Source organism: Mycobacterium sp. Panama NTM2, from assembly GCF_054355555.1.
In genome coordinates, this window is record NZ_JBTHXC010000002.1 from 23605 (window position 1) to 49515 (window position 25911).

General features: G+C 65.8%; 31 protein-coding genes and 2 pseudogenes. 13 read left to right on the forward strand and 20 right to left on the reverse strand.

Annotated features, from left to right (window positions below):
* Positions 1 to 42: 42 nt before the first annotated feature.
* The 3 genes from ACXYX3_RS26690 to ACXYX3_RS26700 form a co-directional block, all read right to left on the reverse strand.
* Positions 43 to 624, reverse strand: a complete 582-nt coding sequence (locus ACXYX3_RS26690; RefSeq protein ID WP_023363462.1) for a peroxiredoxin-like family protein — start codon at positions 622 to 624, stop codon at positions 43 to 45.
* A 255-nt stretch (positions 625 to 879) separates the two neighbouring features.
* A complete protein-coding gene (locus ACXYX3_RS26695) occupies positions 880 to 1302 on the reverse strand; it encodes a pyridoxamine 5'-phosphate oxidase family protein (RefSeq protein WP_023363460.1) in 423 nt (140 codons plus the stop codon).
* A 121-nt stretch (positions 1303 to 1423) separates the two neighbouring features.
* Positions 1424 to 1909, reverse strand: coding sequence for a peroxiredoxin family protein (locus tag ACXYX3_RS26700; protein ID WP_033718792.1), 486 nt, complete (start codon positions 1907 to 1909; stop codon positions 1424 to 1426).
* Between the two features lie 91 nt (positions 1910 to 2000).
* On the opposite strand from ACXYX3_RS26700, the gene ACXYX3_RS26705 reads away from it, so the two are divergent.
* Positions 2001 to 2630, forward strand: a complete 630-nt coding sequence (locus ACXYX3_RS26705; RefSeq protein ID WP_023363456.1) for a TetR/AcrR family transcriptional regulator — start codon at positions 2001 to 2003, stop codon at positions 2628 to 2630.
* Positions 2631 to 2785: 155 nt separating this feature from the next.
* On the opposite strand, the gene ACXYX3_RS26710 is transcribed toward ACXYX3_RS26705, so the two are convergent.
* Together ACXYX3_RS26710 and ACXYX3_RS26715 are read right to left on the reverse strand one after the other, a co-directional pair.
* Positions 2786 to 3109, reverse strand: coding sequence for an amidohydrolase family protein (locus ACXYX3_RS26710; protein ID WP_023363454.1), 324 nt, complete (start codon positions 3107 to 3109; stop codon positions 2786 to 2788).
* An 11-nt stretch (positions 3110 to 3120) separates the two neighbouring features.
* Positions 3121 to 3468 (reverse strand): annotated as a pseudogene (locus ACXYX3_RS26715) (amidohydrolase family protein); the annotation flags it as partial.
* A gap of 378 nt (positions 3469 to 3846) precedes the next feature.
* On the opposite strand from ACXYX3_RS26715, the gene ACXYX3_RS26720 reads away from it, so the two are divergent.
* The 5 genes from ACXYX3_RS26720 to ssuD all read left to right on the forward strand — a co-directional run bounded on the left by ACXYX3_RS26720 (position 3847) and on the right by ssuD (position 8391).
* A complete protein-coding gene (locus ACXYX3_RS26720) occupies positions 3847 to 4095 on the forward strand; it encodes a hypothetical protein (RefSeq protein WP_023363451.1) in 249 nt (82 codons plus the stop codon).
* Positions 4096 to 4739: 644 nt separating this feature from the next.
* Positions 4740 to 5708: an ABC transporter substrate-binding protein gene (locus tag ACXYX3_RS26725; protein WP_023363450.1), complete on the forward strand. Its 969-nt coding sequence runs from the start codon at positions 4740 to 4742 to the stop codon at positions 5706 to 5708.
* Positions 5705 to 6529 (forward strand): ABC transporter permease, encoded by an 825-nt coding sequence (locus ACXYX3_RS26730; protein WP_023363448.1) that lies wholly within the window; start codon positions 5705 to 5707, stop codon positions 6527 to 6529. Before ACXYX3_RS26725 ends, ACXYX3_RS26730 begins: the two co-directional genes overlap by 4 nt.
* 1 nt (position 6530) lies before the next feature.
* On the forward strand, positions 6531 to 7370 hold the full coding sequence (locus tag ACXYX3_RS26735; protein ID WP_063840604.1) for an ABC transporter ATP-binding protein: 840 nt from the start codon (positions 6531 to 6533) through the stop codon (positions 7368 to 7370).
* Positions 7294 to 8391, forward strand: a complete 1098-nt coding sequence (gene ssuD / locus ACXYX3_RS26740) for an FMNH2-dependent alkanesulfonate monooxygenase (protein WP_023363445.1) — start codon at positions 7294 to 7296, stop codon at positions 8389 to 8391. Before ACXYX3_RS26735 ends, ssuD begins: the two co-directional genes overlap by 77 nt.
* A gap of 314 nt (positions 8392 to 8705) precedes the next feature.
* Here the strand turns inward: ssuD and ACXYX3_RS26745 are convergent, their stop codons facing one another.
* Positions 8706 to 9242, reverse strand: coding sequence for a carboxymuconolactone decarboxylase family protein (locus ACXYX3_RS26745; protein ID WP_023363443.1), 537 nt, complete (start codon positions 9240 to 9242; stop codon positions 8706 to 8708).
* Positions 9243 to 9374: 132 nt separating this feature from the next.
* Here ACXYX3_RS26745 and ACXYX3_RS26750 point away from each other — a divergent pair, with 132 nt between their 5' ends.
* From ACXYX3_RS26750 to ACXYX3_RS26760, 3 genes are all read left to right on the forward strand, one after another.
* Positions 9375 to 10025, forward strand: a complete 651-nt coding sequence (locus ACXYX3_RS26750) for an RNA polymerase sigma factor (protein WP_458612304.1) — start codon at positions 9375 to 9377, stop codon at positions 10023 to 10025.
* A complete protein-coding gene (locus ACXYX3_RS26755) occupies positions 10018 to 10287 on the forward strand; it encodes an anti-sigma factor family protein (protein ID WP_023363439.1) in 270 nt (89 codons plus the stop codon). The genes ACXYX3_RS26750 and ACXYX3_RS26755 overlap by 8 nt, the downstream gene beginning before the upstream one ends.
* A gap of 228 nt (positions 10288 to 10515) precedes the next feature.
* Complete coding sequence (locus ACXYX3_RS26760; protein ID WP_023363437.1) at positions 10516 to 11685, forward strand: redoxin family protein; 1170 nt, start codon at positions 10516 to 10518, stop codon at positions 11683 to 11685.
* On the opposite strand, the gene ACXYX3_RS26765 is transcribed toward ACXYX3_RS26760, so the two are convergent.
* Complete coding sequence (locus ACXYX3_RS26765) at positions 11686 to 12630, reverse strand: SDR family NAD(P)-dependent oxidoreductase (protein ID WP_023363435.1); 945 nt, start codon at positions 12628 to 12630, stop codon at positions 11686 to 11688.
* Between the two features lie 82 nt (positions 12631 to 12712).
* Between ACXYX3_RS26765 and ACXYX3_RS26770 the strand changes: the two genes are divergently transcribed.
* From ACXYX3_RS26770 to ACXYX3_RS26780, 3 genes are all read left to right on the forward strand, one after another.
* The gene (locus ACXYX3_RS26770) at positions 12713 to 13606 is read left to right on the forward strand and encodes a haloalkane dehalogenase (protein WP_033718784.1); all 894 of its coding nucleotides are present in this window, start codon (positions 12713 to 12715) and stop codon (positions 13604 to 13606) included.
* 118 nt (positions 13607 to 13724) lie between these two features.
* Complete coding sequence (locus ACXYX3_RS26775; RefSeq protein WP_306341108.1) at positions 13725 to 14024, forward strand: anti-sigma factor family protein; 300 nt, start codon at positions 13725 to 13727, stop codon at positions 14022 to 14024.
* Positions 14018 to 14653 (forward strand): RNA polymerase sigma factor, encoded by a 636-nt coding sequence (locus ACXYX3_RS26780; protein WP_023363431.1) that lies wholly within the window; start codon positions 14018 to 14020, stop codon positions 14651 to 14653. Before ACXYX3_RS26775 ends, ACXYX3_RS26780 begins: the two co-directional genes overlap by 7 nt.
* Positions 14654 to 14657: 4 nt before the next feature.
* Here ACXYX3_RS26780 and ACXYX3_RS26785 read toward each other — a convergent pair whose 3' ends face one another.
* From ACXYX3_RS26785 to ACXYX3_RS26810, 6 genes are all read right to left on the reverse strand, one after another.
* On the reverse strand, positions 14658 to 14900 hold the full coding sequence (locus ACXYX3_RS26785; protein ID WP_074362279.1) for a hypothetical protein: 243 nt from the start codon (positions 14898 to 14900) through the stop codon (positions 14658 to 14660).
* 155 nt (positions 14901 to 15055) lie between these two features.
* Entirely contained in the window at positions 15056 to 15478 is a 423-nt protein-coding gene (locus ACXYX3_RS26790; protein WP_074362280.1) for a transposase, read from the reverse strand.
* Positions 15475 to 17709 carry a tyrosine-type recombinase/integrase gene (locus ACXYX3_RS26795; RefSeq protein ID WP_074362281.1) on the reverse strand — a complete coding sequence of 745 codons (2235 nt, stop codon included), beginning with the start codon at positions 17707 to 17709 and terminating at the stop codon, positions 15475 to 15477. The genes ACXYX3_RS26790 and ACXYX3_RS26795 overlap by 4 nt, the downstream gene beginning before the upstream one ends.
* Positions 17693 to 18904: a tyrosine-type recombinase/integrase gene (locus ACXYX3_RS26800; protein ID WP_074362282.1), complete on the reverse strand. Its 1212-nt coding sequence runs from the start codon at positions 18902 to 18904 to the stop codon at positions 17693 to 17695. Before ACXYX3_RS26800 ends, ACXYX3_RS26795 begins: the two co-directional genes overlap by 17 nt.
* Before the next feature lie 26 nt (positions 18905 to 18930).
* Complete coding sequence (locus tag ACXYX3_RS26805) at positions 18931 to 20175, reverse strand: ImmA/IrrE family metallo-endopeptidase (protein WP_283616684.1); 1245 nt, start codon at positions 20173 to 20175, stop codon at positions 18931 to 18933.
* A gap of 49 nt (positions 20176 to 20224) precedes the next feature.
* Positions 20225 to 20962, reverse strand: a complete 738-nt coding sequence (locus ACXYX3_RS26810) for a hypothetical protein (protein WP_260758375.1) — start codon at positions 20960 to 20962, stop codon at positions 20225 to 20227.
* Between the two features lie 534 nt (positions 20963 to 21496).
* Between ACXYX3_RS26810 and ACXYX3_RS26815 the strand changes: the two genes are divergently transcribed.
* Complete coding sequence (locus tag ACXYX3_RS26815) at positions 21497 to 21880, forward strand: hypothetical protein (RefSeq protein WP_074362285.1); 384 nt, start codon at positions 21497 to 21499, stop codon at positions 21878 to 21880.
* A gap of 319 nt (positions 21881 to 22199) precedes the next feature.
* On the opposite strand, the gene ACXYX3_RS26820 is transcribed toward ACXYX3_RS26815, so the two are convergent.
* The 7 genes and pseudogenes from ACXYX3_RS26820 to ACXYX3_RS26850 all read right to left on the reverse strand — a co-directional run bounded on the left by ACXYX3_RS26820 (position 22200) and on the right by ACXYX3_RS26850 (position 25723).
* The gene (locus ACXYX3_RS26820; RefSeq protein ID WP_074362286.1) at positions 22200 to 22481 is read right to left on the reverse strand and encodes a hypothetical protein; all 282 of its coding nucleotides are present in this window, start codon (positions 22479 to 22481) and stop codon (positions 22200 to 22202) included.
* A 32-nt stretch (positions 22482 to 22513) separates the two neighbouring features.
* Entirely contained in the window at positions 22514 to 22897 is a 384-nt protein-coding gene (locus tag ACXYX3_RS26825) for a heme-binding protein (RefSeq protein WP_074362287.1), read from the reverse strand.
* 32 nt (positions 22898 to 22929) lie between these two features.
* Positions 22930 to 23529 (reverse strand): annotated as a pseudogene (locus ACXYX3_RS26830) (arylsulfatase); the annotation flags it as partial.
* 84 nt (positions 23530 to 23613) lie between these two features.
* Positions 23614 to 24003: a type II toxin-antitoxin system TacA family antitoxin gene (locus ACXYX3_RS26835; RefSeq protein ID WP_023363545.1), complete on the reverse strand. Its 390-nt coding sequence runs from the start codon at positions 24001 to 24003 to the stop codon at positions 23614 to 23616.
* Between the two features lie 589 nt (positions 24004 to 24592).
* Positions 24593 to 25342 (reverse strand): Fic/DOC family protein, encoded by a 750-nt coding sequence (locus tag ACXYX3_RS26840; RefSeq protein ID WP_068920339.1) that lies wholly within the window; start codon positions 25340 to 25342, stop codon positions 24593 to 24595.
* Entirely contained in the window at positions 25339 to 25545 is a 207-nt protein-coding gene (locus tag ACXYX3_RS26845) for a hypothetical protein (RefSeq protein ID WP_125939772.1), read from the reverse strand. Before ACXYX3_RS26845 ends, ACXYX3_RS26840 begins: the two co-directional genes overlap by 4 nt.
* 34 nt (positions 25546 to 25579) lie before the next feature.
* Entirely contained in the window at positions 25580 to 25723 is a 144-nt protein-coding gene (locus ACXYX3_RS26850; protein ID WP_458612305.1) for a hypothetical protein, read from the reverse strand.
* Positions 25724 to 25911 lie beyond the last annotated feature (188 nt).

The window sequence follows — 25911 nt, forward strand, 5'->3', positions numbered from 1 at the left end:
TGGGTGAAGTCCTGCGCGCCCGGTGGGCGTTGTTGATGGCGATCACTGTTGGCGTGCGGTGGCGAGTATTTCGTCCACCGTCCATTGGTCGTAGGCGTGGCTGCCGTACTTGGCGGCGAGGATTCGTCCATCGGGCCCGATGAGCAGATCGGCGGGCAGTCCGAGGTTGCCGTTGGTCGGTGAGGCGGGCAGTGGTGAGCGGCGTTTGGCGATCGCGGTCTTGATGGCGTGCCAGTATCCGCCGGGCAGCGCGCGCCAGGCCGCGAGTCTGAGGGCTTTTGTCGAGGCTTCCACCCCGAATCGGCGGTAGAGATCCTTGTCGGGGTCGCCGACCACCGCAAAGGGCATATCGTCTTGGTATTTGCGCAGCTCGGCGGCGGTGGAGTGGAACACCACCACTTCGCGGATGCCTGCGGTGTTGATCTCCTCGATTCGTCCGCTGATCGAGCGCAGGTGCAGATTGCATACCGGGCAGCCTGCGAAACGCCGGAACTGCAGGTGCGTTAGCGCGCCCGTGGGGTCGGGAATCTGTACGGGTTCGTCGTTGAGTCCCCTAAGCAGCAGGGTGGGGAACTGCTCGCCGACAGTGACGCGCTTGGATCGTGCTGGGGCCGTGCGGGCCATGATGATCTCCTTCTACTGATGGGCCGATGGTCAGGTCGGGCGAGCAGATGCCCACCGTCGACGATCAATTCGGTGCCGGCGGGCGTTCACTCGCCTCGTCGGCTCGTAGTGTGCCGGGCGGGGAGTTCGTTGGGGGGCCGGAGGGTCCACGCCCGCGTCGTCGTCGTCGACCACGTTCGGACCCGGCCCCTTTCCGCTAGGGCCACACCGCACTTCGATGTGTCTTGCCCCGATGTGTTGCTTTGGTTGCGGTGCTCATCCGGCTTCCGTTGGGTTGTGGGTGAAGTCCAGCGTGTGCTGGTTGGCGTTGTCGATCGCGATGACAAAGCACACGCGTCCGGGGCCGCGGCTCGGGAAGGCGGCGCCGGTGTATTTGATTGAGATCGGGTCCATGTAGTGGCAGGCGGCGTCGTCGCGGACTGCGATGACCCTGCCCTGCAGGGCGGCCATCCGGTAGGGGTTGTCGAACGCGGTGATCGACAGGCCGACGCGAGGGTCGCGGCGCATGTCCTTGGCCTTCGGGGCCTTGGCATGGGTGCAGATCAGGACGTTGTCGTCCTCGCGCGCGACCCACACCACCCAATTGCGGGGATGACCGCCGGCCGAAACTGTGGACAGGTGCGCGTAATTCGGTCCGTCAATAAGCACCCGGATGCTGGCCGGGATCGGGCTCGACATCCTCACCGCCCGCGCCGCTTGGCCGGGGAAGAGGCGGCGGGCACCAGGCGGCTCGGCTGCATGTGTTCCGTCGGGCTGGTCTGGCGGCACGGCAGCGGCCTGCAGCGGTGTGCGGCGTTGCTCATCGCGCGTCGGGGTGCTCGGACAGGTACCGGACGAAACCGATGACGTCGTCGGCAACCAGCCGCCCGATGGCCCCGCTCGAGTACACCGCGAGCCGCACCGTCCCATCAGGTGCCAGCACGAAGCCCGTCGATTGCAGATAACGGGGATGGTCGTTGACGTAGGCACCCGTCGCCGCAGCGATCGCGTCGGCGTCGGCGCTATGGCCAACCGGGAAACGCAGCTTGTGCTTGGCGACCAGCGCAGCCGAGGTCTGCTCATCATCCACCGACAAGGCGATCACCTTGACGTTGAGTTCACTGAGCGTGTCGAGCGCGCGGGAGAACCCGGCCAGCTGGGCATTGCAGTATGGGCACCACGACCCGCGGTAGATCAAGATGACGCCGTAGGACCCGGCGAGATCGCCGGGCAGGGAGATCGTGGCGCCGCCGACGGCGGGAACCTCGATCCGGGGAAACAGCTGACCATAATCGAGTCGGGACATCGGCATCCTTCCGAGGGGTTGGGTGGACTACTCGGTCCATCATGATGACATAGGAGTGGACTGGCAAGTCCAGTGTCGGTAGGCTGCGGTCATGGTGTCAACGGAGGGCCCTGCTGGTTCGCGGCTGACGGCTCGCGGCGCGGCGACTAGAGCCCGCATCGTCGCGGCGGCGGCGTCGCTGGTGCAGGAGCACGGGGTGGCCGGAACCAGCCTGGACGATGTCATGGCCGTCACCGCCACCAGCAAGTCGCAGCTGTATCACTACTTCGCCAACAAGGACGCGCTCATTCGCGAGGTGATCACCATCCAGCTCGGCCGCGTGATCGCCGCCCAGGAGCCCGACCTTCGCGAGGTCTCGTCGTGGGAGGGTCTGCAGCGCTGGTGTGATCACCTCGTTGCCATGACCCGCGCGAGGCAGGGTGTCGGCGGCTGCCCCCTTGGCTCGCTGGTCGGTGAACTCGCTGAGCGATCCGAGACTGCGCGACACGTGCTCGCGCAGTGCTTTGCCGAATGGGAATCGTATCTGTCCGCGGGCTTTGTGGCCATGCGCGACAACGGCGAACTGGCCGCCGAGGCCGACCCGGCCGAGCTCGCGTTGACAATGATGAGCGCGCTGCAAGGCGGTCTGCTGATGGCGCAGACCATGCGCAGCGCCCGCCCCGTCGAACTCGCCCTGAACATGGCGCTCGGGCACGTCAGTGCTTACCGGCGCAACCCATAGGCGCGACGGCGCTGATCAGCCAGCAGCCTGCGACTCAGTCGACGTCAGCTCGCCGGCAGGGCGGCCCCACCCGAGAGGCTGGTTCGGATCGGCAGCGACGCCACGGCCAACCCGACGCTGTTGTGCCGCGACCGTCTTGGATGGATAGGTGCGGCTCAACGGGCTGAGATCGCGAGGATGCGTTCGGCGTTGGCGTGGGCGATCTTTGCCCGGTCACCGGCACTGAGCGTTGTTCGCTGCAGCCGGGCGACGGCCTCTTGCGAGGACTCATACGGGTAGTCCACGGAAAACATGACAGCATCGGCGCCCACCTCCAGCACCGCCCCGGTCAGGGTCGCCGGCGAGAACACCCCGCTGGTGGTGAACACGATGTTGGTGCCGATGTAGGCCGATGGTGGTTGCTTGAGCGGTGTGCCGGGTTGGATGGTGCGGACACGCGAGTCGAGCCTGCTGCGCTGCAACGGCAAGAACGCGCCCATGTGGCCCAAGATCAGGGTGGCCGAAGGGATGGCGGTCGGAAAACTCCGGCGAAGAGTATCCGCAGGGCGTGGCCGCTGACCGCGGCGCCCCAACTCCCCGTCGGGCCATACAGTTCGCGCCGACCGTCCAGGGCATGCCACCGATCGGCCGGCGGGGCGCCCGGGTGCAGATACAGCGCTACGCCCAGCGCTTCCAAGGCGGCCCAAACCTCGTCGTACTCGGGTGCATCCAGGCAGTGTCCGCCCGGTCTGTGGATGCAGTCATTGACCAGCGCCCCGGACAACCCGAGCTGTCGCACGCAGCGTTCCAGCTCGACCGCCGCCCCGGCCGGGTCCTGCAGCGGCAAGGCCGCAAAACCGCGGAACCCAAGGGTGTAATTTCATCGTTTCGGCGCCGATTCCGTCTGAAGTCCTCACGCCCAACGGCTGTGTCGCCGCCGTGGTGGTGACTGCTGGGGCCGAAAGTACTGGCGCTCCTAAAATCCTTAGCGGTCGGGCGCGATGCGCTGATTGTGCCGTCGGCGCTGGCGAGTTGGCGGCGTGCACATTTTTGAACGAACAGCGGATGAGGTCGCACAGGGGGCTGGTGTCCAAGCGGGCGTAAGCATGTTTGGTCGCGGCCGACAGGCCGATCTTGCAGACAGCATGGCTTTTCGGCAGTCGAAGACGGCGACAGAGCGTCCGGGTTCGCAAACGGCGACGGCCAGCTGCAGGAGCGCGGCGCGAAGGACTTTAACGTGGTCGCCTATTCCCCCCTGCACGGGGCAACGCCGCGGCATCCCGATTCCGAGACCAATCTCCTTGTGCCGCTAGACCATACCGCGGCTGCCGCGAAGTCCAGTATCCACCGTGTCATCGGCGTCACCGTCACGATGTGCACGTCCGATTCGGATATCGAACTGGCACAGGCGTTCTGTTCACACCGCATCCCACTCGAAGCCACTGTGATGATGGTCAGCGGACGGCGGACGTTCGCGCTCAGCTGAAGGAGGCGGCGGTCGGGATTCCGATGCTGTCCTCGGTGTTGGCGCTTTTGTTGCTGTCGTTCGCCCGGCAAGCCAGGCCGGGCTGGCCGTGGTGGCGTGTCTGGGGGCGACTCGGTGAACGTCGATACCAGCCCGACTACTTCCGCTTCTCCGTAGGCCCGCGGTAAGACATTGTTCAAGCTTGCGGGAGGGGCGTCTGTGTTGCTTGTGGTGGCGAACCCCGCAGATTTCTAGGGCAGTGCAGGGCGGTGGACGAGGCCGGGTTTCGACTCGCGGTGATCATAACGGTGGCCGCTCGCAACAGGAACTGCAAACTTATTGTGCGGGCGCCACGGTTTGTTGTCGGGTGGGCGCATGGACTCTGACGATGCAGGAGAACATCGATACCCACCGCACTGCGACGTCCGCGTGGCCGGATCGTCTATCAGGTCATCGAGCGCTGTGCGGGACGGGAATGCGGTGCCAGCAGGCGCAGTTCATTGCGCAGACCCGATTGCGCAGACCCGTCTGCCTCGGAGGGTTGAAGTCCTTGGAGCCGGGCTTGTTGATCCGGTTCAGCGATACGAGTGCGCTACAGCTACGTAATGGATCCATAACCAGGAATATCTATCGTGCGACAGATTGGTAGCAAGGGAGTCTGCAGAATGTCGACGCTCCGAGTTCGCGGCGGCCGGCTAGCCCGGTTGGTCGGCCGCATTGGATTTGTTGTGGCACTCGTGCTCTTCGTAGGTGGCTGTGGCGGGGGCGGTGGTGCCCCGGATACAGTCCGGATTGGGACTTTCGCCAGCGCAGTCGATTACGCACCGTTCTATATCGCGCGCAAGCAACGGTTGTTCGAATCCGCCGTCGGCGCCGGCACGAAAGTCGACTACGTGGAATTCGACTCGGCGCCAGCCGTCACAGAAGCGTTGGCGACAAACCGGGTCGACATGGTCTTCATGGCCGAGCCGCCGGCTCTAATCGCCGCGGCGGCGGGAGTTCATTGCAGGATTGTGGCTCTGGGCGCGAGCCTGGTCCAGGACATCCTCGTACCGATCGACAGCAAGATCGCGAGCGCTGCCGATTTGGGCGGAGCGCGCGTCGGTGTGTTAGCGGGTACGTCGTCGCATTACGCCTTGATCAAGATCGCCAAGGATGCCGGCGTCGATCCCAAGTTAATTCAAGTGATCGATATGGCCCCGCCGGACGCGAAGGCGGCGTTCGAATCAGGTCACCTGGATGCGTGGGCGGTGTGGCCGCCGTTCGTGCAGCAGCAGCTTGTCCAGAAGACCGCCAGGCTGCTACCGGCAGGCGATGCTGCGATCCAGTCCATCGCGGTTGCACGGCCCGGGCTGGCCGAAGATGCACTGGCCGTTTACTCCGCTTTGGTCGCTGCCATCGGCAAAGCAAAGGAGTTCATCCGCGCATCACCGGCAGAAGCGAAATCGATTGTGGCCACTGAAGTTCGGGTCGATCCGGAGGTGGTCGAATTGGCCTGGCCGCGCCACGACTTCACCGCCACGCTGACTCAGGAGGTCATTGCCGACATCCAGGCGAAGGCCGATTTCCTGGCCGATGCTGGCTTCATTCAGCAGAAGGTCGATGTCAAGGACCTGGTCGGACCTCCGCGATGACGATGATGGTGACTGCGCCCGTGGCGACAAATGCGCCCCGTCGACGCCGGCGGTTCTTCGATCGTCTGACAAGCTGCGTACTTGCGCTGGCCGTACCGATCGGACTGGTCGTGGCATGGCACGTCGCGGTGGTCAGCGGCGTCCTGCCGCACACGCTCGTTGCTGGACCGCTCGACTCACTCGAAGCGTTCGTCAGGCTGGCGATGGATGGAACGCTGATCGAGCACGCGTGGGTCAGTGTGCGCCGCATAGCGATTGGCTTTGCCATCGGCAGCACGGTCGGCATTCTGGCAGGGGCGGTGATCGGCACCAGCCCGTTGGCAGCCAAAATCCTGGAGCCCACCGCCTTGACGTTGATTCCGGTCCCGGCGGTGGCGTGGATTCCGGTGCTGGTCATCGTGTTTGGCATCGGAGAGCTCTCAAAGGTGACCTTGGTGGCGATCGGGTCCGCCACCACGCTGATCCTGGCGACCGCTGCGGGGATTCGTTCTGCCTCGCAAGATCTCGTGGAGGTCGCGCAGCTCTACGAGAAGTCGCGCTGGACAGTGCTGCGGACGGTGTTGCTGCCGTCGGCGGCTCCGTCGATTGTCGCATCGGCGCGCGTTGCGATGGCGCTGTCGTGGACACTGTTGGTCGCGGCGGAGGTCATCGCGTCGGCTAACGGGTTGGGATGGCTCATCTGGGATTCGCGCAACTTCGCACGGCCCGCTGCCATGATCGCCGGAATGCTCGCAATCGGCATTCTCGGAAAGGCCACCGATGGGCTTCTCGCCCGCTTCGGCCGCTACCTCACCCGCTGGGACCGCTCCTACCGTGGCTGACGTGAATGGCGCGGAGGTGCCGGCCCTGCAAGTACGAATTCGCGAGAAACGGGTCACGGTCGGCAAGCGTCCCCTGGATGTGCTGAGCGAGGTCAACTTCGACGTCCGCCGTCAAGAGGTTGTCGGCATCGTGGGTGGCAGCGGAGCTGGCAAGACGTCGCTGCTGCGCGCGATCGCGGGCCTTGACACCACGTTCGTTGGCGAAATCCGGGCCTTCGGTCGACTCGTTCGGGGACCCGGCCGGGACCGGGGCCTGGTCTTCCAGGAGCACCGACTGATGCCGTGGATGTCGTTGTCTGACAACGTCGCCTACGCGCTGCCGTTCCGGAGACCGGCCGCCCAAATCGAAAAGCAAGTCGTCCATGCGCTCGACCTGGTCGGGCTGGCCGGTTTCGGCAAGGCGTGGCCGAATCAGCTTTCCGGCGGCATGGCGCAGCGAGCCTCCTTGGCCCGCGCCTTGGTCACCACTCCCGAGATCCTGCTGCTCGACGAGCCGCTGGGCGCGCTGGACAGCCTGCTGCGCAGTCAAATGCAAACCGAACTCGAGCGGATCATCCTCGACGAGGCGCTCACCGCGATCCTGGTGACCCACGACGTCGACGAGGCCGTGCTACTGGCAGACCGGGTGATTGTGATGGCTGGTCCACCCGGACGGATCATCGCCGACATGGCGCACCCCCAGCCCCGCCCGCGGGACGTGGCGGACCCAGCACTTCAGGCCCTCCGCGCCCAGATCCTCACTGTTTTGCATCAAGGAGGCAGGAATGGACATCTACTGGTACATCCCCACCCACACCGACGGCCCACACCTGTCGACGATGCACCGGGCGCGGGCGGCTAACCTGCGTTACATCACCCAAATCGCGCAGGCCGCAGACGATCTGGGCTATGTCGGAGTGCTGGTCCCGACGGGCTCGGTGTGTGAAGACGCATGGATCACCGCGTCGTTTCTGGCACCCGAGACCACGAGCCTGCGATTCATCGTCGCTGTCAGGCCCGGGCAGTCGACCCCGTCGATGACGGCTCGAATGGCCTCGGCCTTCGACCGCTACAGCAGGGGTCGGCTCACCGTCAACGTGGTCTGTGGAGGCGATCCGGTCGAACTGGCCGGCGACGGTGTCTTCCTGTCGCATGGCCAACGCTATGAGCAGGCCGACGAGTACATCCAGGCGTGGACCGACCTGCTGCAGGGCAAGACCGTGGACATGAACGGCCGATATGTCCGCATCGAAGGGGGGCAGCTTCACTACCTTCCCCTGCAGGAGCCGCACCCTCCGCTGATGTGCGGCGCCTCCTCTGGCGCTGGGCAAGCGTTCGCCGCGAAATGGATCGACACCGTGCTGACGTGGGGCGAACCACCGGAGCAGGTGCAGCCGAAACTCGACGAGATGCGGGCCAAGGCACACGCTGCCGGGCGACGAGTCACCTTCGGCATCCGGCTACACACCATTGTGCGGGAAACGAGCAGAGAAGCGTGGGCGGCCGCCGATGACTTGATCCGCTACGTGCGCGACGAGGACGTCGCCGCCTCCCAGGCGGCGCTGGCCCGCTCTGAGTCGGAAGGCCAACGCCGCATGGTGGCCCTGCACCGTGGCTCGAGGGAGCACCTCGAGGTGAGCCCCAACCTCTGGGCAGGCGTCGGTCTGGTCACCGGCGGGGCCGGCACCGCGCTGGTGGGCAGTGTCGAGGAGGTCCGTGACCGGATCATGGAGTACCACGACATCGGCATCGACACGTTCATCCTCTCCGGGTATCCGCACCTCGAGGAGTGCTACCGGGTCGCTGAGACGCTGTTCCCGCAGCTGCCCTTCGAACCGAAGGTGAACAGCCTACAGCCGAAGGTGATCCCCGGCGGCTGGTGATCGACTGTCAGGACAAGGTGTTGGCCTCGCTGACCACAGCGGCGCCCGCCAGGTTGACCGGAAATCGCCTCAGCTGCAGTCGCTTCCGTCATGGAGCGGGTATTCAGGCCCACTCGCCGCGACACGATGGACGTGTGACGACGTGGGCGTGATAGCCGTCGCCGTCAAGTATCGGGCTCGGATTCTGGCGCCTCTCCGTTTCACATCGGAGAGGCCGCCCTGCCGCGGTCTTCGAGGATGACCCCGGCACCGCACGTGTCGTGTGACGGCTGGCCTGGCGGGCCGCGGTCGCGTGACCCGCCAGGCCGTGCGGTTCACGGCTGCACGATTGGGAAGTCGATTTCGGTGTGCGCGACGTTGTTGAAGTAGTTCGTCAGCACGTTAAGGCCCACGTGGCCAATGACTTCGGCGATCTCGGCGTCGGTCAGACCTGCGCGGCGCGCGTTTTCCAGATCGGCGTCATCGATGTGGCCGCGGTGTTCGTTGACGGCCACCGCGAATGCAAGGATCGCGGCGGTTTTGGGGTCGTCCGCATCTGCTTTGCGCGCCGACCCGATTTGATCGGCGCTGAGTCCCGCCGCCTTTTCACCCAGGTAGCTGTGTGCGGACAGGCAATACGAGCACCCATTGGCCTGTGCGATGGCGATGGCGAGGCGTTCGCGGGTGGAGCCCGGCAGCGTTCCGCGGTCGAGAGCGCCGGCCAAACCGAGATATCCGCGCAGCAGCGCCGGACTGTGCACCATCGCGCGGGTGAGGTTGGGAATCGTGCCCAATGCCTGCTGCACGGAGGCCAACGCCTCGGCCTGGTCGTTGGTCGCGTCGGCGTCGGTGACAAGGGACAGCGTGCTCATTGGTTCTCCTCCAGTATTGTTCGGGTTGATGGCCTTACACCGCATGCCAGATCGATGAGGCCACTGGTTAGACGCCCGTGCAGCTGATCTGTTACACGGGCCGCAATTTCGGCTGGGGAGCGGTGCTGGGTAATGGGCGAACACATCCGCACGGTCGTCGACGACCGGTGGGCTAGCGAGGACGAGTTCGTCGACGCGTTGCGGGCCGGGGACACCGAATCATTCCGCCTACTGGTCGACACGATGCATGCACCCCTGGTCCGCATGGCGCGGATCTACCTGTCGGCGTCCATTGCAGAAGATGCCGTGCAAGACACGTGGACGTCGGTGGTTCGCACGATCGGGAGCTTCGAAGGTCGTTCGACGGTCAAGACGTGGGTGTTCCGCATCATGCTCAACCGAATACGGACGCTGGCCCGAACACAGGGGCGCACCGTGCCATTTGCCGTCGCAGGTCCGGAGGCGGATCCGTACCCGTCGGTAGATCCCAACCGGATGGTTCACGCCGAACTGGGTGCCCACCACTGGTCTGACGTGCCCGCAAGGTGGGACCTGTTGCCAGAGCAACGACTGCTTTCTCGCGAAGTGCGCACCTTGATCTCGCACGCCTTGGCCAAACTGCCAGACGCGCAACGCGAGGTGGTCTCGATGCGCGACGTCGAGGGCTGGACGAGCGAGGAAATCTGCGACGCGTTGGGGATCTCGGCGGTCAATCAACGCGTGCTGCTGCATCGTGGGCGCGCCGCCCTGCGGGCTGCGCTGGAGGAGTATCTCGATGACTGACGAATTCATCACCAACGAACTGCAACTGGCGTGCAGCGACGTGATCGAGCTGGTCACGACGTATCTCGATGACGCACTGAGTAACACAGACCTGCGCCGGTTCGAACAACACCGACGCGGCTGCGAAGCCTGCCGAGTCTTCATCGACCAGATTCGCCGCACCGTCAAGATCACTGCCGCCGCGCGCGACGACGCGGTGCAGGTGCGCCCGGCGAACTTCGACGCTCTGGTCGCCGAGCTGCGACGGCGGGGCCGTAGCTAGGGCCATCGTGTGCAAATCCACGCCGAACTCGATGCCCCCGAACGTCGCATGCCGCCGATGATGGCCCATGGCTGCGCGGGGGACAACGAAACTCGAGTCCCCGCCAGTTGTGCGTTCGGACCCGACAGGGCTTGGTGCTCAAGCGAGTTCATCGTCTGTACTGTTTGGTACACTAGGCGAGATCGCTGTCGACAGGCTCGATGACACCACCGACGGGGAAGGCGTGCTATGACAAGCTCTAAGTTCACCACTTTCAGCGAGAAGGTCGCAGAATTGGCGGAGCAGTTGGCCGGCGTGGCTCCGCCTGAGGTGCTCGAGGTCTTCGCCGCCGACCAGCGCGAGCTCCAGGCGGCCGGGGTGCCGGCGTCGGTGGCCGTGCCTGGGACGCGATTCCCGATCGCTGAGCTCATTGGGGCGGACGGGACGTCAGTCTCGTCGGCCGACGTGCTGGCCGGAGCACCCACGGTCGTGGTCTTCTATCGGGGGGCGTGGTGCCCGTATTGCAACATCGCGCTGCGCGTTTACGAACAGGATTTGGTGCCGGCGCTGGAGGCCCGCGGCGTTCGTCTGGTGGCCATCAGCCCGCAGAGCCCGGATGGTTCGGTGTCGATGCAGCAGGCCAATGAGCTGAGCTTCGCGGTGCTCTCCGATCCGGGCAACCGCATCGCCGCCGCGTTGGGCATCGTTATCGCGCCCAGCGACGAAGCGCAGGCCGCGCAGAAGCAGCTGGGGCTTGATCTTGCGGCGGTGAACGCCGACGGCACCGTTGCGCTGCCGATGCCCACGGTGGCGATCGTCGATGCCGAGTCGGTGTTGCGGTGGATCGACGTGCATCCTAATTACGCCACGCGCACCGAGCCTGAAGACATCTTGGCGGCGGTCGACCGTGTTCTTGGCCGCGCGGCCACGTCAGCGGCGACCACACCTTCTCTTGCCCCGGTGGCGCCCCGCCTGGAAGAACTGGCCGACGAACTCGGTGTCAAGTCCGTTCTGGTCATGCGCTCGGACCCCGATTCCATGGTCGTCGCGGCGACGGCGGGCCCGGGCACCGCCTTCTATCGGGTGGGCGCCGCAGGCTCCAAGGCCGGCGCCGCACCGGATCGGGTGCCGCTGTATTGCGAACGGGTGGTCGACGGCGGGGAGGCGATCTTCGTGCGTGACTCCCGCCTCGATGACACCTTCGCGGGCAACGAGGATGAGACCGAGTTCGGCTTGAGTAATTACCTCGGGATGCCGGTCCGAGACGCCGGCGGGCACGTGGTGGGGACGGTGTGTGTTCTTGATGACCACGCACGCGACTATGACGGGGCCGCCCGCGACCACCTCGACGCGCTGCGCATCGAGGTGGAGGCGATCGTGGCAGCCGACCCGTCGGCGCTTGTCACCGATGATCGGTAGTCAGCGAGCGGCGGCGACAAATCGGTGGATGGCTTCGTCGGCGCGATCTTGGATCGTGGTGTCGGCGAAGTCTGCCAGGATCGTCGCCTGGTCGACGACGGGCCCGGTGAGCTTCCCGGCGCCACTGGCGTAGAACACTCCGCTGCGGTACGAGTCATCGACGATTGCGTCAACCAGACGTCGCGCGCCGACGTCGAGCTTGTGCGCAAGGCCGAACAGCGGTGCGATGTAGGGCATCACGACGCGGCTCATGACGGTCCTCACTATCGGGTTGGTGTGCTCGAACGCGTTGGTGCCTGCGGTGTTGCCCGGGCTCACGGTGAGCAGACGAAGGTCGGGATGGCGGCGTGCCAGGGCCGATATCCACAGTGCACCAAGATATTTCGCGTGGGCGTAAGCCAGCATCGCGGTGGCGCGCCTGCCGGTGTAGAAGGATCCGTCGATGACGCCGGCGAACTCGTCGGCGGAATGGTGGGCGAAGGTTGGGGGTGGGATGCGCAATTGAACAACACCACGGGCAGCCTCGCTGCCGGTCAGCACGGCGGCGGCGGTTAACATTTCACGCTGGATCAGCGCCTCCAGCAGCATCACGTGCCCCAGCACGTTTGCGGCGAAGACCTCGGTGACACCATGGTCGTTGAGCGCCAATGGTTTTGGCCCGCCGAGGCCGCCAGCGTTCAAGACGACGGTGTGCAGCGGTTTGGTGATCGTGTCGAGGGCCGATTGCACAGATCCGGGATCGGCGACGTCCATGTGCAGGATTTCGAACAGCGCGGTGTTCGTGGCGCGCTCGAGGTCGGATCGTGCCGACGCGGCTCGCGTGAGGTTGCGACACGCGAGGAAGATTGTCGAAAATGCGCCGCGCAGTGCCAGTTGCCGTGCGATCTCCTTGCCGATCCCGGAATTCGCGCCCGTGATGAGAATGGCCCGATCCGTCCGTGTCATCGCCGCTCCGACCGCCGAAAGTCTGACTTTACCGTTCGGTACACTACATCACGATCACCTGCCTCACACCTGGAGCTGCCCGATGAGCGTTGGCCTGCCTGAAGTTTTTCGGACCCCGGAGGGCCGATTCGCCCACCTGCCTGGCTATGACTTCACGCCGCACTATGTCGACGTTGACGGTCTGCGGATCCATTACCTCGACGAGGGCCCGCGCGAGGGCACGCCGATCGTGTGTTTTCACGGCGAGCCGAGTTGGGTTTACCTGTACCGCAAGATGATCGGCCCGCTGGTGGCCGCGGGCCACCGTGTCATTGCGCCGGACTACGCCGGCTTCGGGCGCTCGGACAAGCCGACTGACCCGAACTGGTACACCTTCGACCGGCACGTGCAGATCGTCAGCGCGGTGCTCGATCGCCTCGACGTGCAGCAGGCGACGGCCGTGGTGCAGGACTGGGGCGGCCCGATCGGCCTGCGCTGGGCCGTCGAGCACTCCGATCGCGTGGCTGCACTGGCGATCTTCAACACCGGGCTGTTCACGGGGCGGGTGTCCAAAGGGTTCCTGTCCTGGCGCGAGTTCGCCGAGAAGAACCCCGACCTCCCGGTCGGAATGGTGATCCAGGGTGCGACGGCCACCGACCTGGCCGACGACGTCGTCGCCGCCTACGACGCGCCCTTCCCCACGCCCGAGTCCAAAGCCGGGGCGGCCCGCTTCCCGCTGCTTGTCCCCATCACGGGCGACGACGTCGGGGCCAACGAGATGCGGGCGGTCATCGACCAGCTGTCGCGGTGGCAGAAGCCGGCCCTGGTGGCGTTCTCCGACCAGGACCCCATCTTCCCCTTCCCCCGAGCTGGTCAGGTGTTCTGTGACCTCATCCCCGGCGCCATCGATCAGGTGCGCATCGAAGGCGCATCGCACTTCCTGCAGGAGGATCGCGGCGAGCTCCTCGCCCACGAGGTGCTCAAGGTGGCGCCGTGACGAAAGTGTGACGGCTGGTGGCAACGACCCGTTGGCCGTGTCACGCTGAATTCATCGGCCCGGCATTCCGCCGCGCCGACCGGGGATCTGGGGACCCGATGATTGTCGAGGGCGAGAAATGACGTCTAAGGCTGGCCGGATGCGGTGGTGGTGGCGGCGGCGCGGGGTGATGCGGTCGCGCCCGCTGCGGTGCGAGGAGATGGTCGAGCTGGTCACGGCGTATCTGGAGGACGCGCTCGATGCCGACGATCGCGCGCGCTTTGAGACGCATCTGCACGGATGTGAGGGCTGCGCCGCTTATTTGGACCAGTTGCACGCCACGGTCGGCACTCTGGGCGGCATCCGTGAGGAGCACCTCGATCCGGTCTACCGCGCCCGGCTGCTGGCCGCCTTCGCCGAGACGGCGGGCTCATGGTAACCCGGATCGCCGGTGAGCAGGCGTTGGTCACGGGGCTTCGCGCGGGTGATCAGCGTGCCTTTGCTCAACTGGTCGACGAGCACACGCCCGCCCTGTTGCGTGTCGCACGCGCCTACGTCTCCGATCACCCGACAGCCGAGGACGTGGTGCAAGAGACTTGGATCGCCGTGGTGAAGGGCATTAGGGGTTTTGAGGGCCGATCCTCGCTCAAGACGTGGCTCTTTGCGGTGTTGACAAACATCGCCAAGCAGCGCGGGGTTCGCGATCATCGGCGCAACGAGACCCTCACCGACTTCGGTGCGGCCACCGTGGATCCAGCGCGCTTTCACCGTCCCGGCGAGCCCGGCGCCGGCTCGTGGAAACAGCCGCCGGCGCCGTTCCCGGACAGCCCGGAGGGCTCGGTTCTGCATCGCGAGTTGTTGGAGGTTGCCCGGCGTGAGCTGGACAAGTTACCCGAGGGACAACGCGCCGTGGTGACCCTGCGCGACCTTCTCGGGTTCGACGCCGCGGAGGTCTGCGAGGTGCTCGACATCACCGCGGGCAATCAACGGGTGCTGCTGCACCGCGGACGCGCAGCGATCCGTCAAAGTCTTGAGGATTACCTCAGCGCAGGCCAGCGAGAGTTCTGACGGCTCAACGGGTTTGGCGCTTGCGGCGGGCCGATCCGGGTTTGGCGGGTGCTGAAGTAGCCGCCCAGCGGTGAAGTTCGGTGACCGCGCCGTCGAGGGTGTCGCGTAGCACGGTGACGTTTCCGCGCACACGGGCGAGCAACATCCCGCCCTGCAGGGCGGCGATGACCATGGCGGCCAGGCGCGCCGGTTTCGCCGTGTGCACCAGGTCGCCGCGATCCTTCATCGCCTTCAGCCCGCGCGCCATTATCTGTAACGGTAATAGCTGTGTGTAAGACAGTTACCGAGGTGCGTTTGAATGCGCGGGATCTACGAGGAACACAGTGTTATCTGTAACGGTGTAACTGACGAGCGAGCCCGTTTTTTTGGGGGTACCCCATGCGATTCGATTGGTATGGCTCATCAGCCGCTGTTGCCGTTGCCGCGTAGACGGTGGATCTCGCCGTGGGCTGCGGCGAGCTGTTGTTGAAGGTCTCTGATTTCTGATTTGAGGGCGGCGATATCGTCGTCGTACTGGCGTTTCTGGGTGCGTAGTTGTTGGCGCAACGCAGCATCGACTGGCGAACGGGAGTTTGATGCTGTCGGTTCAGGGTCGGCGATCTGGGGCCGTGGTGTAGCGGAGGCAGCGCGGATTTGGTCGAAGAGGTCGGTGTGGTTGTAGATCGTTTTGCGGGCGACCCCTGCGTGGCGGGCGACTGCATTGGGGTTGATATTCATTCCGGCGCGCTGCATTTCGCGTAGCGCCTTCTTGATTTTGCGGCGGGCGTCGTTGCGGCTTTTGGTGCTGGCTTTTCTGAGGCCGGCGGTGGAGCGGGCAGCGGTCATTGATCCGTGGTGCGGGGTTGCTGGGCTTTGTCGAGGGCGGACTGGTGGGCGCCGCGAGTCTGGATCTGTAGCAGCGGCAGTCGCCTTCCTGCCCCGGTGCCGGCACCGGATACCGCCTCTTGGTCTGCGGTTGCCGACAGGCGTTCGATGATCGCTTCCAGCGAGCGCAGTTCGCGGCGGCGTTCGATCACCCAGATGTTGTCCTCGCCGAGTTCACGTCCGCTACGTCGGCGATACTGGTCACGGCGGGCGGCTAGCAGCGCCTCGGTCGCAGCGTGTTGCTGGCGTAGCTCATTGAGGTGGGTGGCGTCGGTGGCGAAGTGACCGCAGCCCAGACAGGCATTGCCCTTGTCGCAGTGTTTGAGCGGAGGGAGCAGGCAGACACCGTTGGGCAGGATCCGGTCGGTGCGGGCACCGAGCTGTGTCATCTCATAGATGTCGCTGGGGCTGATGGAGATGTCGGTGCCGTTGGCGCCGATCTTCTTGTGCTTGAGGAACTCTGCCTCGGCGGTGGCCGCCAAGGTGGCCGCATAGCGGGCGGTCATCTCAGGGCTCTTATGACCAAGGTAGCGCTGTACGACGTGGAACGGGACACCGTCGTTGAGCAGTTCGGTGGCCCGGGTGTGGCGCAGGCGGTGGGTTTGGGTGAAGCGCAGTGGTCGGCCGGCGCTGTCGGTGAGGTCGTGGCAGTCGTCGAGCTTGGCCAGCGATGTGCGGTAGGTGTTGTAGGAGCGGGGCTGCTGGCCGCGGTGCTGATTCTTCACGCCGAGGAACAGGTATCGGGGTGCCAGGTCGGGGTATGTCGTCTTCAGCCAGCTCTGCTGCTCGGTGATGATGTCGACGATGGCTTGCTCCACGAGGATGGTGGGGATGACGTCATCGACTTTGGTCTGCTGGTAGCGCAGCCGGGCCACGAACGTGTCCGGGTCGCCGTCGGTGGGGCGTTCCTGACCCGGGATGGCTTGCAGCGGATCATGGTCGAGCATCAGGATTTCTGAGGCCCGGCGCCCGGTCAGGGCTTGCAGGAGCCAGATCCGTGCGGCCTGGGGGTCGCCGAGGCCGGCGGCGACGGTGATCGTGCCGTCGGCTTTGGTCAGCACCACTTTGTGCCCGGCGGGGGCGGCCAGGACGTCGAGGTAGGTGAGCATGCGCTGCAGGTCGGCGGTGGCATACCAGGTGAGTTCGCGTTCGCGGCGGCGCTGTTTGGGCGCGTGCAGCGGTGACCACAGCGCGGTGTGGGTCAGCGTAATATCGCGCCAGCGGGGGTTGGCCGTCGCGGTCGCCGCATCGGCGGCGTTGTCGTGCATGAAGGTGTAGAACGCCTGGGTTTGGGCTTGCAGGGTGGCCACGGTATCGGCGGTGAGGTGTTCGGACTGGGTGGCCGCGGCGGGGGAACGCAGATACTCGAGATAGTCGAGGAACACGGTGCGCAGCTGATCGGGATCGGTGCTGATCAGCGGATCATCATGATAGCCGTGGTCACGGGCGAACCGGCCCAGCTGCGAGCCCAGGTTGCGGGCCCGGTCGGCGGCCGAGGACCAGACCAGCAGGTCGTAGGTCAACGCGCTGCGCAGCCAGAACCGCAGCCCTTCGCGCAGCCACGCCGGTTCGATATCGCGCAGCCGCACGGCGGTGTCGTGGCGGGGTTCGTGGTCGCGGCGCGGGATGCGTGGGTCGGTGCGCAGATCCCAGATGTCGTGCTCCCACCACGGGGTATCGGTGCAGCGCACCGATACCCACAGGTGCAGATGCTCGATGACATGGCGGATGTTGCGCCGCGATCCCGCCGACGGGAGCCGCATGTTGCGGCGCTGAAAGGTCAGGACCGCCTGGCGGAGCACGGCATTGGGGTCCAGGTCGGCGATGCTGGCCGGTGCCCTTCCGGTGCGGGCGCGGTGTTCGGCGATCGCGGCCGGCAGGGTGCGGGTCAGCCAGGCCAGCAGGGAGGGTTCGATCTTGCGTAGCTGCTGGTCCCAGCACGTCCAGACCCACCAGGCGATCTCGTCGCCGAATCGAGCAGGGGCCTCGGGAGTGAAATCGTGGCCGGCTCCGGCGCGGTGTGCTTGCAGGTAGAACTGGTTGCGCAGAAACACCTGATCAAACGGAGCACTGTAGATCGCATAGATCGGCCGGCGCCACGCCTCGGGGACCTGCGCCCATTGAGTCGCCCATGACCCCAGTGCGGGGGCGGGGGCCAGCGTGGGTGCGGGCGGGTCAGTCGGTGTGGTCATGGTGCAGCCCTTTCCAGCCAGCGACGTAGCTGCGCCATTGCGCCAGGGTGCGCATCTCGGCGTCCTCGGTGACCCATCCGTAGGTCGAGAGCGTGGTCTGGATATCGGCGTGGCCCAGGCGACGCATCACCACGTGCGGCGGGGCCCCGGAGAGCAGCAGCGCGGTGGCGTGGGTGTGGCGCAGCCAGTGCGGTGACCACCGATCGGGCAGCACCCCGCCGGCACGTTTGGTCACCGAATCGATTTTGGCGTAGACGGTTTCGGCACGCATGGGACGGAAACGCACCCCGTGGGAGAGATTGACGAACACAAAATGGGTGTCCAGGTCGGGCACGTCCAGATCGGCGCCCTGGTCGACCAGATGCCACACGTAGGCCGAATACAGCGCCTCCAGATCGTCACCGATGTAGATGCGCCGTGCCAGTAGCGTCTTGCCGCGGGCCCCGCGCGGATGGTCTTGTCGGGCGGCCACGTCGATGAACGGTGTCCCGCCGGCGCCGATGTGAAAATCGTGGTGCCGCAACGACAGCGCTTCACCCAGTCGCATCCCGGTCTCGGCGAGCACCGCGAACAACAGCCGGTCGCGCAGCCCTGAGGGCGGCCCCGACCAGTCCTGTCCGGTCTGGGTGGCACAGCCATCAAGGATCGCAGCAACTTGGGTGGGCAGCAGCACCGGAGTGGCGGACTTGTTGCCGCTGCGCACCGTGTAGATGGGCCGGTCCTTGGACCGTGGTGGGCGGCCCACGCCGGCCAGCATCGGGATATACCGTGACCGTGATCGCTTGCCGCGGCTGGTGAACAGCCGCTGATACGGGCCGGCCAGCCCATGGGCATCAGCGTGGTAGCGGTAGAACGCCAGCACCGCCGCGGCCCGCAGCTGGGTGCTCGCCGGGCCCAACCAGACCTCGGGGGCCCCGATCCGGGCGGTGCCCGGCAGGTCCCCGGTGCGCAGGTAGGCCAGAAACTGCCCGAACAGGCTCGTACTGATGTCCTGCCAGTCGGTGCCGGTGTGTTCCAGCACCGTCCACCACGCCGCCAGGCCGGCCGCATACGCCTTCACCGTGTTCGGTGAGGCCCCGTCATCGCGCAGGAACTGCAGGTACTCCTCGGCCGCCTCGATCGGCAGGTGATCAGGGCCCAGCACGGTGTAGGTGTCCGGGGCGCCGGTCAGCGCGACCCGTTGTGTCCGTGCCATCCCCGATCCGCCCCCGCAATTCCCTGTTAGGCCTGCCGGCGAGGCCGGCGCAGCGCCACCACCGTGTCCCCGCGGTCCAGGATCGCCCCGTCATCGAGCACCGCCGAAGCGGTGTCCGGGGCCGCGGCAACTTTCGCGGGGGCGCCGCGCTGGCCGGCCAGGATGTCGGCCAACAAGTCTGTGGGATAGATCAGGTCGTGGGCGGCCAAAGCCTCCACGCTGACCGAGCCGTAGCATTCCTCCATCCACCGGCGCAGCAGCCGGGGCCGCTCCGGTGTGCGGGCATTCCAGCCCGGTTCGGTCTTGCCCCAGGTGTGCCCGGTCTCGGAGTTGATCCGCGTGTAGAGCTGGCGCTGCAACGTATCGGCGCGGACCTCATCGATCAGCTTCGACTCGCGAAGGTGAATGATCAACGCCCCCAACGAAATCCGCCACTTCACCTTCGCGTCGACCAGATCGCTGAGCGTGGGAACCGGCGGCACCTCTTTGGCGAGCACTTCGGTCGGGGCCAACAACTCCGAGGCGAACCGGGAGGCTTCGCGCTCCTGGTCATCGCTGACATCGCCATAGCGGTGCAACAACAAGTGCCCGATCTCGTGGGCGATCGTCCAGCGGGTGCGCTCCCAAGAATCCAACGCCCGCAACAACACCAACGGACGTTCTCGATACTCCCCGGTCCGCGCCGAGCAACCCAGATGCTTCTCGGTCAACAACCCGGCCGGCCCGTCCTCATCGGTGTCCCAGTCCACCACTCCGGTGGAACGTGAGTGCTTCATCCGCATCACCACCGGCACCCCGGCAGCTTCCAGCTCGTAGGTCAGCGACTTGATCGGCACCCCTGGTGCCACTCCCAGCCAGCGCCGGGCCTGGGCGGCCGCGGTCACCACATCGGTGCCCGCCGGCAACGGCTCCAGCAGTACCGGGGGCAGCTTGGCCACCGCATTGAGCTGCCCGAGCAGATCACCGACGACGTTGGCGAACACCGCCAAGTACTCCTTCTCGGTGACCGTGGTGGACTTGGGCGCCCGGAACAACAGATCCCGCGCCGTCACCCGCGACGCCGGTGCGGTCGTGAAAAATGCTGGCGGGAAACGCAACAACGCCGTGAGCCGATCGAAATCGGCACCGTCGAGGACCGCGGTCTCGGACTGCTCCAACCGCGTCTGGCGCGGAGAGCGCCAACCCAGATGATCCATCACTGCGGTGCCTGACAGTCGTCGCAACACCCGGGCTTGGCGGACCCGTGTGCCGAACACCTCTACCGACGCCATCACCGACCACCTCGTCCCCACACGCGCCCGGCCGGTACCAGCTCATCGTCTACGCCTCGGCTTCCCCGGCCTCGGGAGCAGTTCTGGGCAAGAATTCCTCGAAGTCCTCGCGCACATCCTCGTCGTCGTCCTCGGCCGCGCTCTGCTGCTCGGCAACGGTCTTCGGCCGAATCGCCAGCGGTAACGGCTCGAACCCCAGAATCCGCTCCTCGTTGGTGTCCAGATCGGCCACCACCGCCAAGATGCCACCACCCACCGACAACCGGCCCGGGGTCTCCCACCAGTACACAACCAGCTCGTAATCGTCGCCGATCCCCGCCGGGCCGAACACCCGCTGATCCTCGGGCTCGCCGGCGTCGAGCGCCATCTGCTTGCCCGGCTTGGACTGCGGCATCGACTGCGGGGGCAGCGCACCGATATCGGCGGCCCGTTGCGGGCTGATGTGACGCACCCGCGCCCACGCCATCCCCGCATCGCCAATGCGCACCGACGAACTCGGGCCCGTCGACATCCGCAACGTCGACCCCGGTCCGCAGGAGGCACCCTCTGGCGCCAGTGGCGGCGTCGGGGCCTTCGTGCTCTGCGCGTCGATGCCGTTCATCGCCAGCACGTGGCTGCGTACGTCCTGACACAACGTCCCGCCCTGAATCTGCATCGGGTCGGGGAATACGCGGAACCACCGCGCCAGCGACGCGTCGAATGCCACGCCGATCTCGCCGAGCAGTCTCGCCAACGCGAGACGGTGCAGGGCCACGAGCTGTCTCGCCAGCTCCACCGGAACCACCATGGCGGAAATACTGCACGGTTTTTCCTACACCCTTTCGGAGGCGCGCCGTGTGTCGGGTCGGCAATGTTTCATTGCTTAGCATCCTCGAATTATACATGTATAAGTGGTCCTGAACTGGTGATATCATGCGTGTCGCGCGATGTTTGGGTCTGGATCGCGATGCGAGCCTGCCGCCCCGAGTCCCGATGACTGGCACGGCTGTCGTCGGTCCGTGTGGGTCGGAGAGCGTGTTCCTTCACTGTGACCACAGTGACGATAGTGACGCATGGGGTGATGCGGGCGCGGGAGCCGGTGCACGTGTGTCGCGCTTGATTGCCAATGCAGGTGCGATCACCCGTGCGCCGGCCGGCGCACCTCGGTCCCGCTGGCGGCCAGTGAATCGTACGGAAAGTGAATGGTAGGCAAACAGATCGGCGTTGCCCCATGCGGTGTCCCTGGTCGGCGCGGTACCCGAGTCGAGTACCGCGCGCCCGGCCTGCCCACCCGCTACCGTAGGTACCGGATAAACCAGACCGTCGGCGAAAGGGAGGCCGGGTGTCCACGCCGCGCAAAACGCCGGTGCGCAAGGCACCCGATGATGCCGCCTTGGCCTGGGAGCTGGCCGCCACCGCGCACCCGTATCTCAGCAGAGTCGACGCCGACCGCATCTACATCACACTGGGTATCGGCGAGACGTTCGCCGCGATCGAGGCCCTGATCACCGCCATCGCACGCAACCAGATTCCTCTCAACCACGACCTGGTCGCCACCACCGCCAGCTGGCTGGACTGCTACCGAGGCCAGAGCGCCGAACCACGTCTGCGTCAGCTTCTCACCGAGGTCATCGAGCCTGCGCCACAACCAAACACGCCCGCCGCCGGCGAGCGAACCGGCCCTGGGCCGCACGCAGCGCAAGACCGGTACCACCGATCCGGTTAGTCGTTAGCGCCTCATCACCGCGGCGTCCTGGACGGCCGGACTAGCTTCGGAGACGGGACATGCCATCTGGCCGGTGTCGCGCCGGGCGAACCCCCTCGTGCGGCGCGACACCACCCACATCGCTCGATACTTCTTTGGCCGGGTTCCGCGCCAGGAAAGGTCGCCTCACTCAAACCTGTATCGCCCTTTGCCTACGGCTTGCACGACCCCGGGGGATTCGACCTGAGCCGGGCCGATGCTGTCGTGGGGACTACGGCTTCGCGGTCCGGTTTCCCATGCTGGTCCGTGGGAGTGGGATTTGCCGTGGCCATCTTCGGCCTCAGTTGCAGCCCCCGGCGGAGACCCATCGTCCGTTGTAGCCGATGCAGCCGCTGACATTCGAGCCAGGCGGTGGCGGCGGCGGTGGTGGCGGGTCTTCGGGCAGCGGGGCGTAGTAGGCCGGTGGCGGGACGTAGGGGGCCACCGCGTCGGCGATGTTGACACATCCCCCCACTGAGATCCGGCGCCCGGCGCTGGCACACACGTCTGCAAGGGCCGTCCCGGCGGGCGCGGCCAACACGATGACGCCGGGCAGCGTCAGGAACGCGAGAGCGACCGTCATGGCGCGGGCCCGGATCGACCGACGGGATCTGTTCACGATTGTTGCCCTTCAAACGCGTTCGGGGCGCTGTAACCGCAGCGGTTGCGGAAGTCGACGAGCGGCTGGCGGATACCCTGCAGCTCCGCATGCTCCTGCGGATGAGTGTCGAAATAGCCTCTGGTGGACGGGGGCACCTCCTCGTGCGGCTGGCCGTGCAGGTCGGTGAAGAATCCGTTCAGCTCGGGGTGAGTGAACAGGTAGGCCGAGGTGGCCGCCGCGACCCCGGAGGCGATGCCGGCCATATCGGCGGCAGAACAATGGGGTGGGCGCGGCGGCTCGGCGGGTGGCTCCGCTTGGGCGGCGGCGCCACCGAGAAGAGCGCCGGCGGCAAGCGCGAGCGCACCGGCACCCCGGAGTCGGTTCAGTGTCAGCCTCATCGGTGATTTCCTCTCGTCGGTTCGGGTCGGGGTCATTGGCGGGCCAGCGCGATCCGGATCGCATCTGCTGGTGAGACGAGATGATTGTCGGCCTCTGCGGCATCGGCAATGGCCAGCTGCACGCCTTTAACGCGACCGTTGAACGCGTTGCGGCCCGGTGGGTAGTCGGGTGAGACGGGGGATCCGGTGTCTACCCCGACGTCGCAGCCGTCGTCGGCCGAGAACACGTTGGGCAAAGTGGCCTCAACCTGTCCCTCGCCGGCTTTCTGGCCGTCGATGTAAAGCGTGACATCGCCTCCCTTGCCCAGACCGCCACCGGCGTAAGCGAACTCCATGCGCACCTGATGCTCACCCGCGGGCAGCGCCTCGGTGGATTCGGCGTAGAAGTGGGTGATCCCGCCCAGGTTGTAGCAGTACTTGAGCTTGCCGCCGGTGGCGTACAGGCTCCAGCCGCCGATACTGGCGCCTTGGGCCACGATCACCCCTTCAGCGCCGGCGTCGGGCACCACAATCTCGGCGGTCACCGAGTGCGATTTGTTCTTGACGTTGAGGACGCAGTTTTCCGACAACCGTCCCATCCCGGAGAACAGCACCTGGGTGTTGCCCGTGATGAGCTGGGGCCGTCCGGCCACGCAGCCACTCGTTGAGCACGTCGTTGCCGCAGTCGAAGTCGTCGACGATGTGATCGGCACCGAAGAGGACGGGCCCCTCGTAGCTCACCGTTCCAAAATCGACGGATTCGCCAGCAGGCGCGCCAACTCGGGCTTGGGGCTTGGCGGACGGTCGAGCAGCGCCTGAAGATCGGTCCAGGCGGCGTCATCGAGGACGAACACTCTCCGATCAGCGAGGTCGGCCTCGGCGGCCTGAACGGCGTGACGCACCACATAGTCGTTGAGCGACTCGCCCGTGACGTCGAGCACACGTCGCACCACCGCATCTTGCGCCGCGGTCACGCGCAGGTGCCAGCGACCACTCTTCGTCTCCACACCAGAAGTGTACGCCGAATTGGTGTACATACCGTCGGCAAGCGCGGAACGATGCAGTTCGGCGCGCGGCGGCGTTCCCAAATCCGCGGCAGCGCGTTCTCGGCCATCGGACGTCACCATAAGAGACCAGGCCTCAACCAATTTTCGTCAGGTCCCGTGTCCACCTCGGGGGCTCGGACCCCCGCGATCACGGACACACCTGCTGCTGTGGGCACCACGATCACGCTCGACATCACCCCCGGCACCAGCGCACCCCAAGTCACCGCAGACGCCGAACCGGCGAACCAACCGGGCGCGGCGACCGAGCAAGCATCTGCCCCAAGCGAGCTGGCGGCGTCCACGGCCGACACCATTGAGGACCGTCTTGTTGCACAGCAGACAGGCGAGGGTTCCGGGGACGCCGATGCGCGCGAGACCACCAGCACCACAGCTGGAGCCGAGGAGTCCATGGTGAGAGCGAGCCGATCGGGCACGCGGGGAAGCCGCGCCGCAGGGGAGCGCCGCGGGAACACGGCGGCGGATAGGTCGGCCGGCGAGTCCGATACGAGATCGATTCGTGGGGAGCCGAACGCCGAGCGGGATACCAGGACGCCGAAGGCTTCGTTGCGCGCGGACCGTGAGTCTGCGACCACCGACGGACCCACGAATGCGCGTTCGGACGCTGCCTCAGCCAGTGGGTCGCGTTCCATCTCAGGAGACCGCCCCAGAGTTAGAGGCTCAGACCGCGGCTCTGCGGGATGAGCGACTGCGCCCACTGGCGTTCTTGGTCAGTGACCTGTTCTGTAGTGCGTGGTTCTACGGTGTCCAGCAGCAGGGCAGTGAGGCGGCCGTAGTGTCCGGTGCTGTGCCCGTGGTAGCGGGCGCCGATGAACTCTTCACGCCGTGCAAGAAGTTGCACGCCATCGAGTGCGTAGCCGTACTTGCGGCATACGGTGGCCATCAGCATGGTCTGGCTGCGGGTGTTGCCCTCGCGAAAGGGGTGGACCTGATCCAGCTGGCCCCAATGCTGGGCGATCGTCGGGATAAATGATTGCGGGGCAAGGTTTGCCGGGTCGCTCAACGCCTGCTGGAGTCGGGCAAATACAGCTGTGGCTTGTTCCTCTACGAGGCGTCCCGCTGGGTACCGATAGGTGATCCACGGGGCGGACCGGTCGTCGGGTGCAAAGTTGACGACATCGCGCCACTGCTTTGCCATCGCATTTTCTGGAACGACGCGGGTGGTGCCGGCCCACGGGTAGACGTCTTGGAAGAGGCGATGGTGCACGCGTCGGTAGTAATCGAGGTCGACGGTCGCGGGAAGCGTGGACGGGTCATCGAGGATAATTCCGCGCATGCGAGGCGCTACAGCGTGTGCTTCGGCAACCGCTAGGTCGGGGTAGTTCTTGATGCCGAATTTGTTTTTGAGTACACCTGGTGCATCAGGCCAGAAGTAACTATCCCACGTGTCGTAGGACGTCACCTCTCACAGAATCCCGGCTGGGTGAAGCGCGCGACCACCTCTGCGGCAGCCTGCTCCTCGTCAAGTTCGCCACTGTCCATACGGGCCAGGAGTTCACGAACCGAGTCGCTGTCGGGGAAGCCCGCGAGGCCGGCGGCCGCGATCGCCAGAGACGACGCTTCCTCGGGTGTGTAGGACACCGGTCGGCGCTGGAGCTGGCTCATGACAGTCATTGTAGATTCTCCAGTTCGGTCGGGGTCAGAACAGCCGGTGGTGTCCGACTGCGGGGCGGATCGCTGCCCGTAGGCCTGCCGGGGTTAAGGCGTAGTCGATAGGCGAGTCGGGGTGCTCGTCACTGAGGGTGTAGTCGATCGGGGAGTCAGCGGACGGGTATGTGTCCATGGGAGATAGCGCCTTTCGCGTGGGAGGGGGACCTGGTGACCGCACATAGCGGTTGGCTATAACATACCATCGATGGTAGGCTATGACCACCACTCCCTAGAAAGGTGTCGCCTCGTATGTCAACCAGTGAGCCACTGAAATTGGACCTTCCTGAGGTGAATCAGCCCATGAGTGTTGGTGCGCCCTGC

What these genes read in the sequence shown, in the direction of transcription:
- ACXYX3_RS26705 (WP_023363456.1), top strand. Translation starts at nt 2,001, where the DNA reads ATGGTGTCAACGGAGGGCCCTGCTGGTTCGCGGCTGACGGCTCGCGGC.
- ACXYX3_RS26835 (WP_023363545.1), bottom strand. Translation starts at nt 24,003, where the DNA reads ATGGTGACGTCCGATGGCCGAGAACGCGCTGCCGCGGATTTGGGAACG.
- ACXYX3_RS26730 (WP_023363448.1), top strand. Translation starts at nt 5,705, where the DNA reads ATGACGATGATGGTGACTGCGCCCGTGGCGACAAATGCGCCCCGTCGA.
- ACXYX3_RS26845 (WP_125939772.1), bottom strand. Translation starts at nt 25,545, where the DNA reads ATGAGCCAGCTCCAGCGCCGACCGGTGTCCTACACACCCGAGGAAGCG.
- ACXYX3_RS26820 (WP_074362286.1), bottom strand. Translation starts at nt 22,481, where the DNA reads ATGACGGTCGCTCTCGCGTTCCTGACGCTGCCCGGCGTCATCGTGTTG.
- ssuD (WP_023363445.1), top strand. Translation starts at nt 7,294, where the DNA reads ATGGACATCTACTGGTACATCCCCACCCACACCGACGGCCCACACCTG.
- ACXYX3_RS26690 (WP_023363462.1), bottom strand. Translation starts at nt 624, where the DNA reads ATGGCCCGCACGGCCCCAGCACGATCCAAGCGCGTCACTGTCGGCGAG.
- ACXYX3_RS26775 (WP_306341108.1), top strand. Translation starts at nt 13,725, where the DNA reads ATGACGTCTAAGGCTGGCCGGATGCGGTGGTGGTGGCGGCGGCGCGGG.
- ACXYX3_RS26710 (WP_023363454.1), bottom strand. Translation starts at nt 3,109, where the DNA reads ATGGGCGCGTTCTTGCCGTTGCAGCGCAGCAGGCTCGACTCGCGTGTC.
- ACXYX3_RS26750 (WP_458612304.1), top strand. Translation starts at nt 9,375, where the DNA reads ATGGGCGAACACATCCGCACGGTCGTCGACGACCGGTGGGCTAGCGAG.
- ACXYX3_RS26755 (WP_023363439.1), top strand. Translation starts at nt 10,018, where the DNA reads ATGACTGACGAATTCATCACCAACGAACTGCAACTGGCGTGCAGCGAC.
- ACXYX3_RS26850 (WP_458612305.1), bottom strand. Translation starts at nt 25,723, where the DNA reads ATGGACACATACCCGTCCGCTGACTCCCCGATCGACTACACCCTCAGT.
- ACXYX3_RS26700 (WP_033718792.1), bottom strand. Translation starts at nt 1,909, where the DNA reads ATGTCCCGACTCGATTATGGTCAGCTGTTTCCCCGGATCGAGGTTCCC.
- ACXYX3_RS26770 (WP_033718784.1), top strand. Translation starts at nt 12,713, where the DNA reads ATGAGCGTTGGCCTGCCTGAAGTTTTTCGGACCCCGGAGGGCCGATTC.
- ACXYX3_RS26760 (WP_023363437.1), top strand. Translation starts at nt 10,516, where the DNA reads ATGACAAGCTCTAAGTTCACCACTTTCAGCGAGAAGGTCGCAGAATTG.
- ACXYX3_RS26825 (WP_074362287.1), bottom strand. Translation starts at nt 22,897, where the DNA reads ATGAGGCTGACACTGAACCGACTCCGGGGTGCCGGTGCGCTCGCGCTT.
- ACXYX3_RS26780 (WP_023363431.1), top strand. Translation starts at nt 14,018, where the DNA reads ATGGTAACCCGGATCGCCGGTGAGCAGGCGTTGGTCACGGGGCTTCGC.
- ACXYX3_RS26765 (WP_023363435.1), bottom strand. Translation starts at nt 12,630, where the DNA reads ATGACACGGACGGATCGGGCCATTCTCATCACGGGCGCGAATTCCGGG.
- ACXYX3_RS26795 (WP_074362281.1), bottom strand. Translation starts at nt 17,709, where the DNA reads ATGACCACACCGACTGACCCGCCCGCACCCACGCTGGCCCCCGCCCCC.
- ACXYX3_RS26745 (WP_023363443.1), bottom strand. Translation starts at nt 9,242, where the DNA reads ATGAGCACGCTGTCCCTTGTCACCGACGCCGACGCGACCAACGACCAG.
- ACXYX3_RS26725 (WP_023363450.1), top strand. Translation starts at nt 4,740, where the DNA reads ATGTCGACGCTCCGAGTTCGCGGCGGCCGGCTAGCCCGGTTGGTCGGC.
- ACXYX3_RS26805 (WP_283616684.1), bottom strand. Translation starts at nt 20,175, where the DNA reads ATGGCGTCGGTAGAGGTGTTCGGCACACGGGTCCGCCAAGCCCGGGTG.
- ACXYX3_RS26790 (WP_074362280.1), bottom strand. Translation starts at nt 15,478, where the DNA reads ATGACCGCTGCCCGCTCCACCGCCGGCCTCAGAAAAGCCAGCACCAAA.
- ACXYX3_RS26800 (WP_074362282.1), bottom strand. Translation starts at nt 18,904, where the DNA reads ATGGCACGGACACAACGGGTCGCGCTGACCGGCGCCCCGGACACCTAC.
- ACXYX3_RS26695 (WP_023363460.1), bottom strand. Translation starts at nt 1,302, where the DNA reads ATGTCGAGCCCGATCCCGGCCAGCATCCGGGTGCTTATTGACGGACCG.
- ACXYX3_RS26810 (WP_260758375.1), bottom strand. Translation starts at nt 20,962, where the DNA reads ATGGTGGTTCCGGTGGAGCTGGCGAGACAGCTCGTGGCCCTGCACCGT.
- ACXYX3_RS26785 (WP_074362279.1), bottom strand. Translation starts at nt 14,900, where the DNA reads ATGGCGCGCGGGCTGAAGGCGATGAAGGATCGCGGCGACCTGGTGCAC.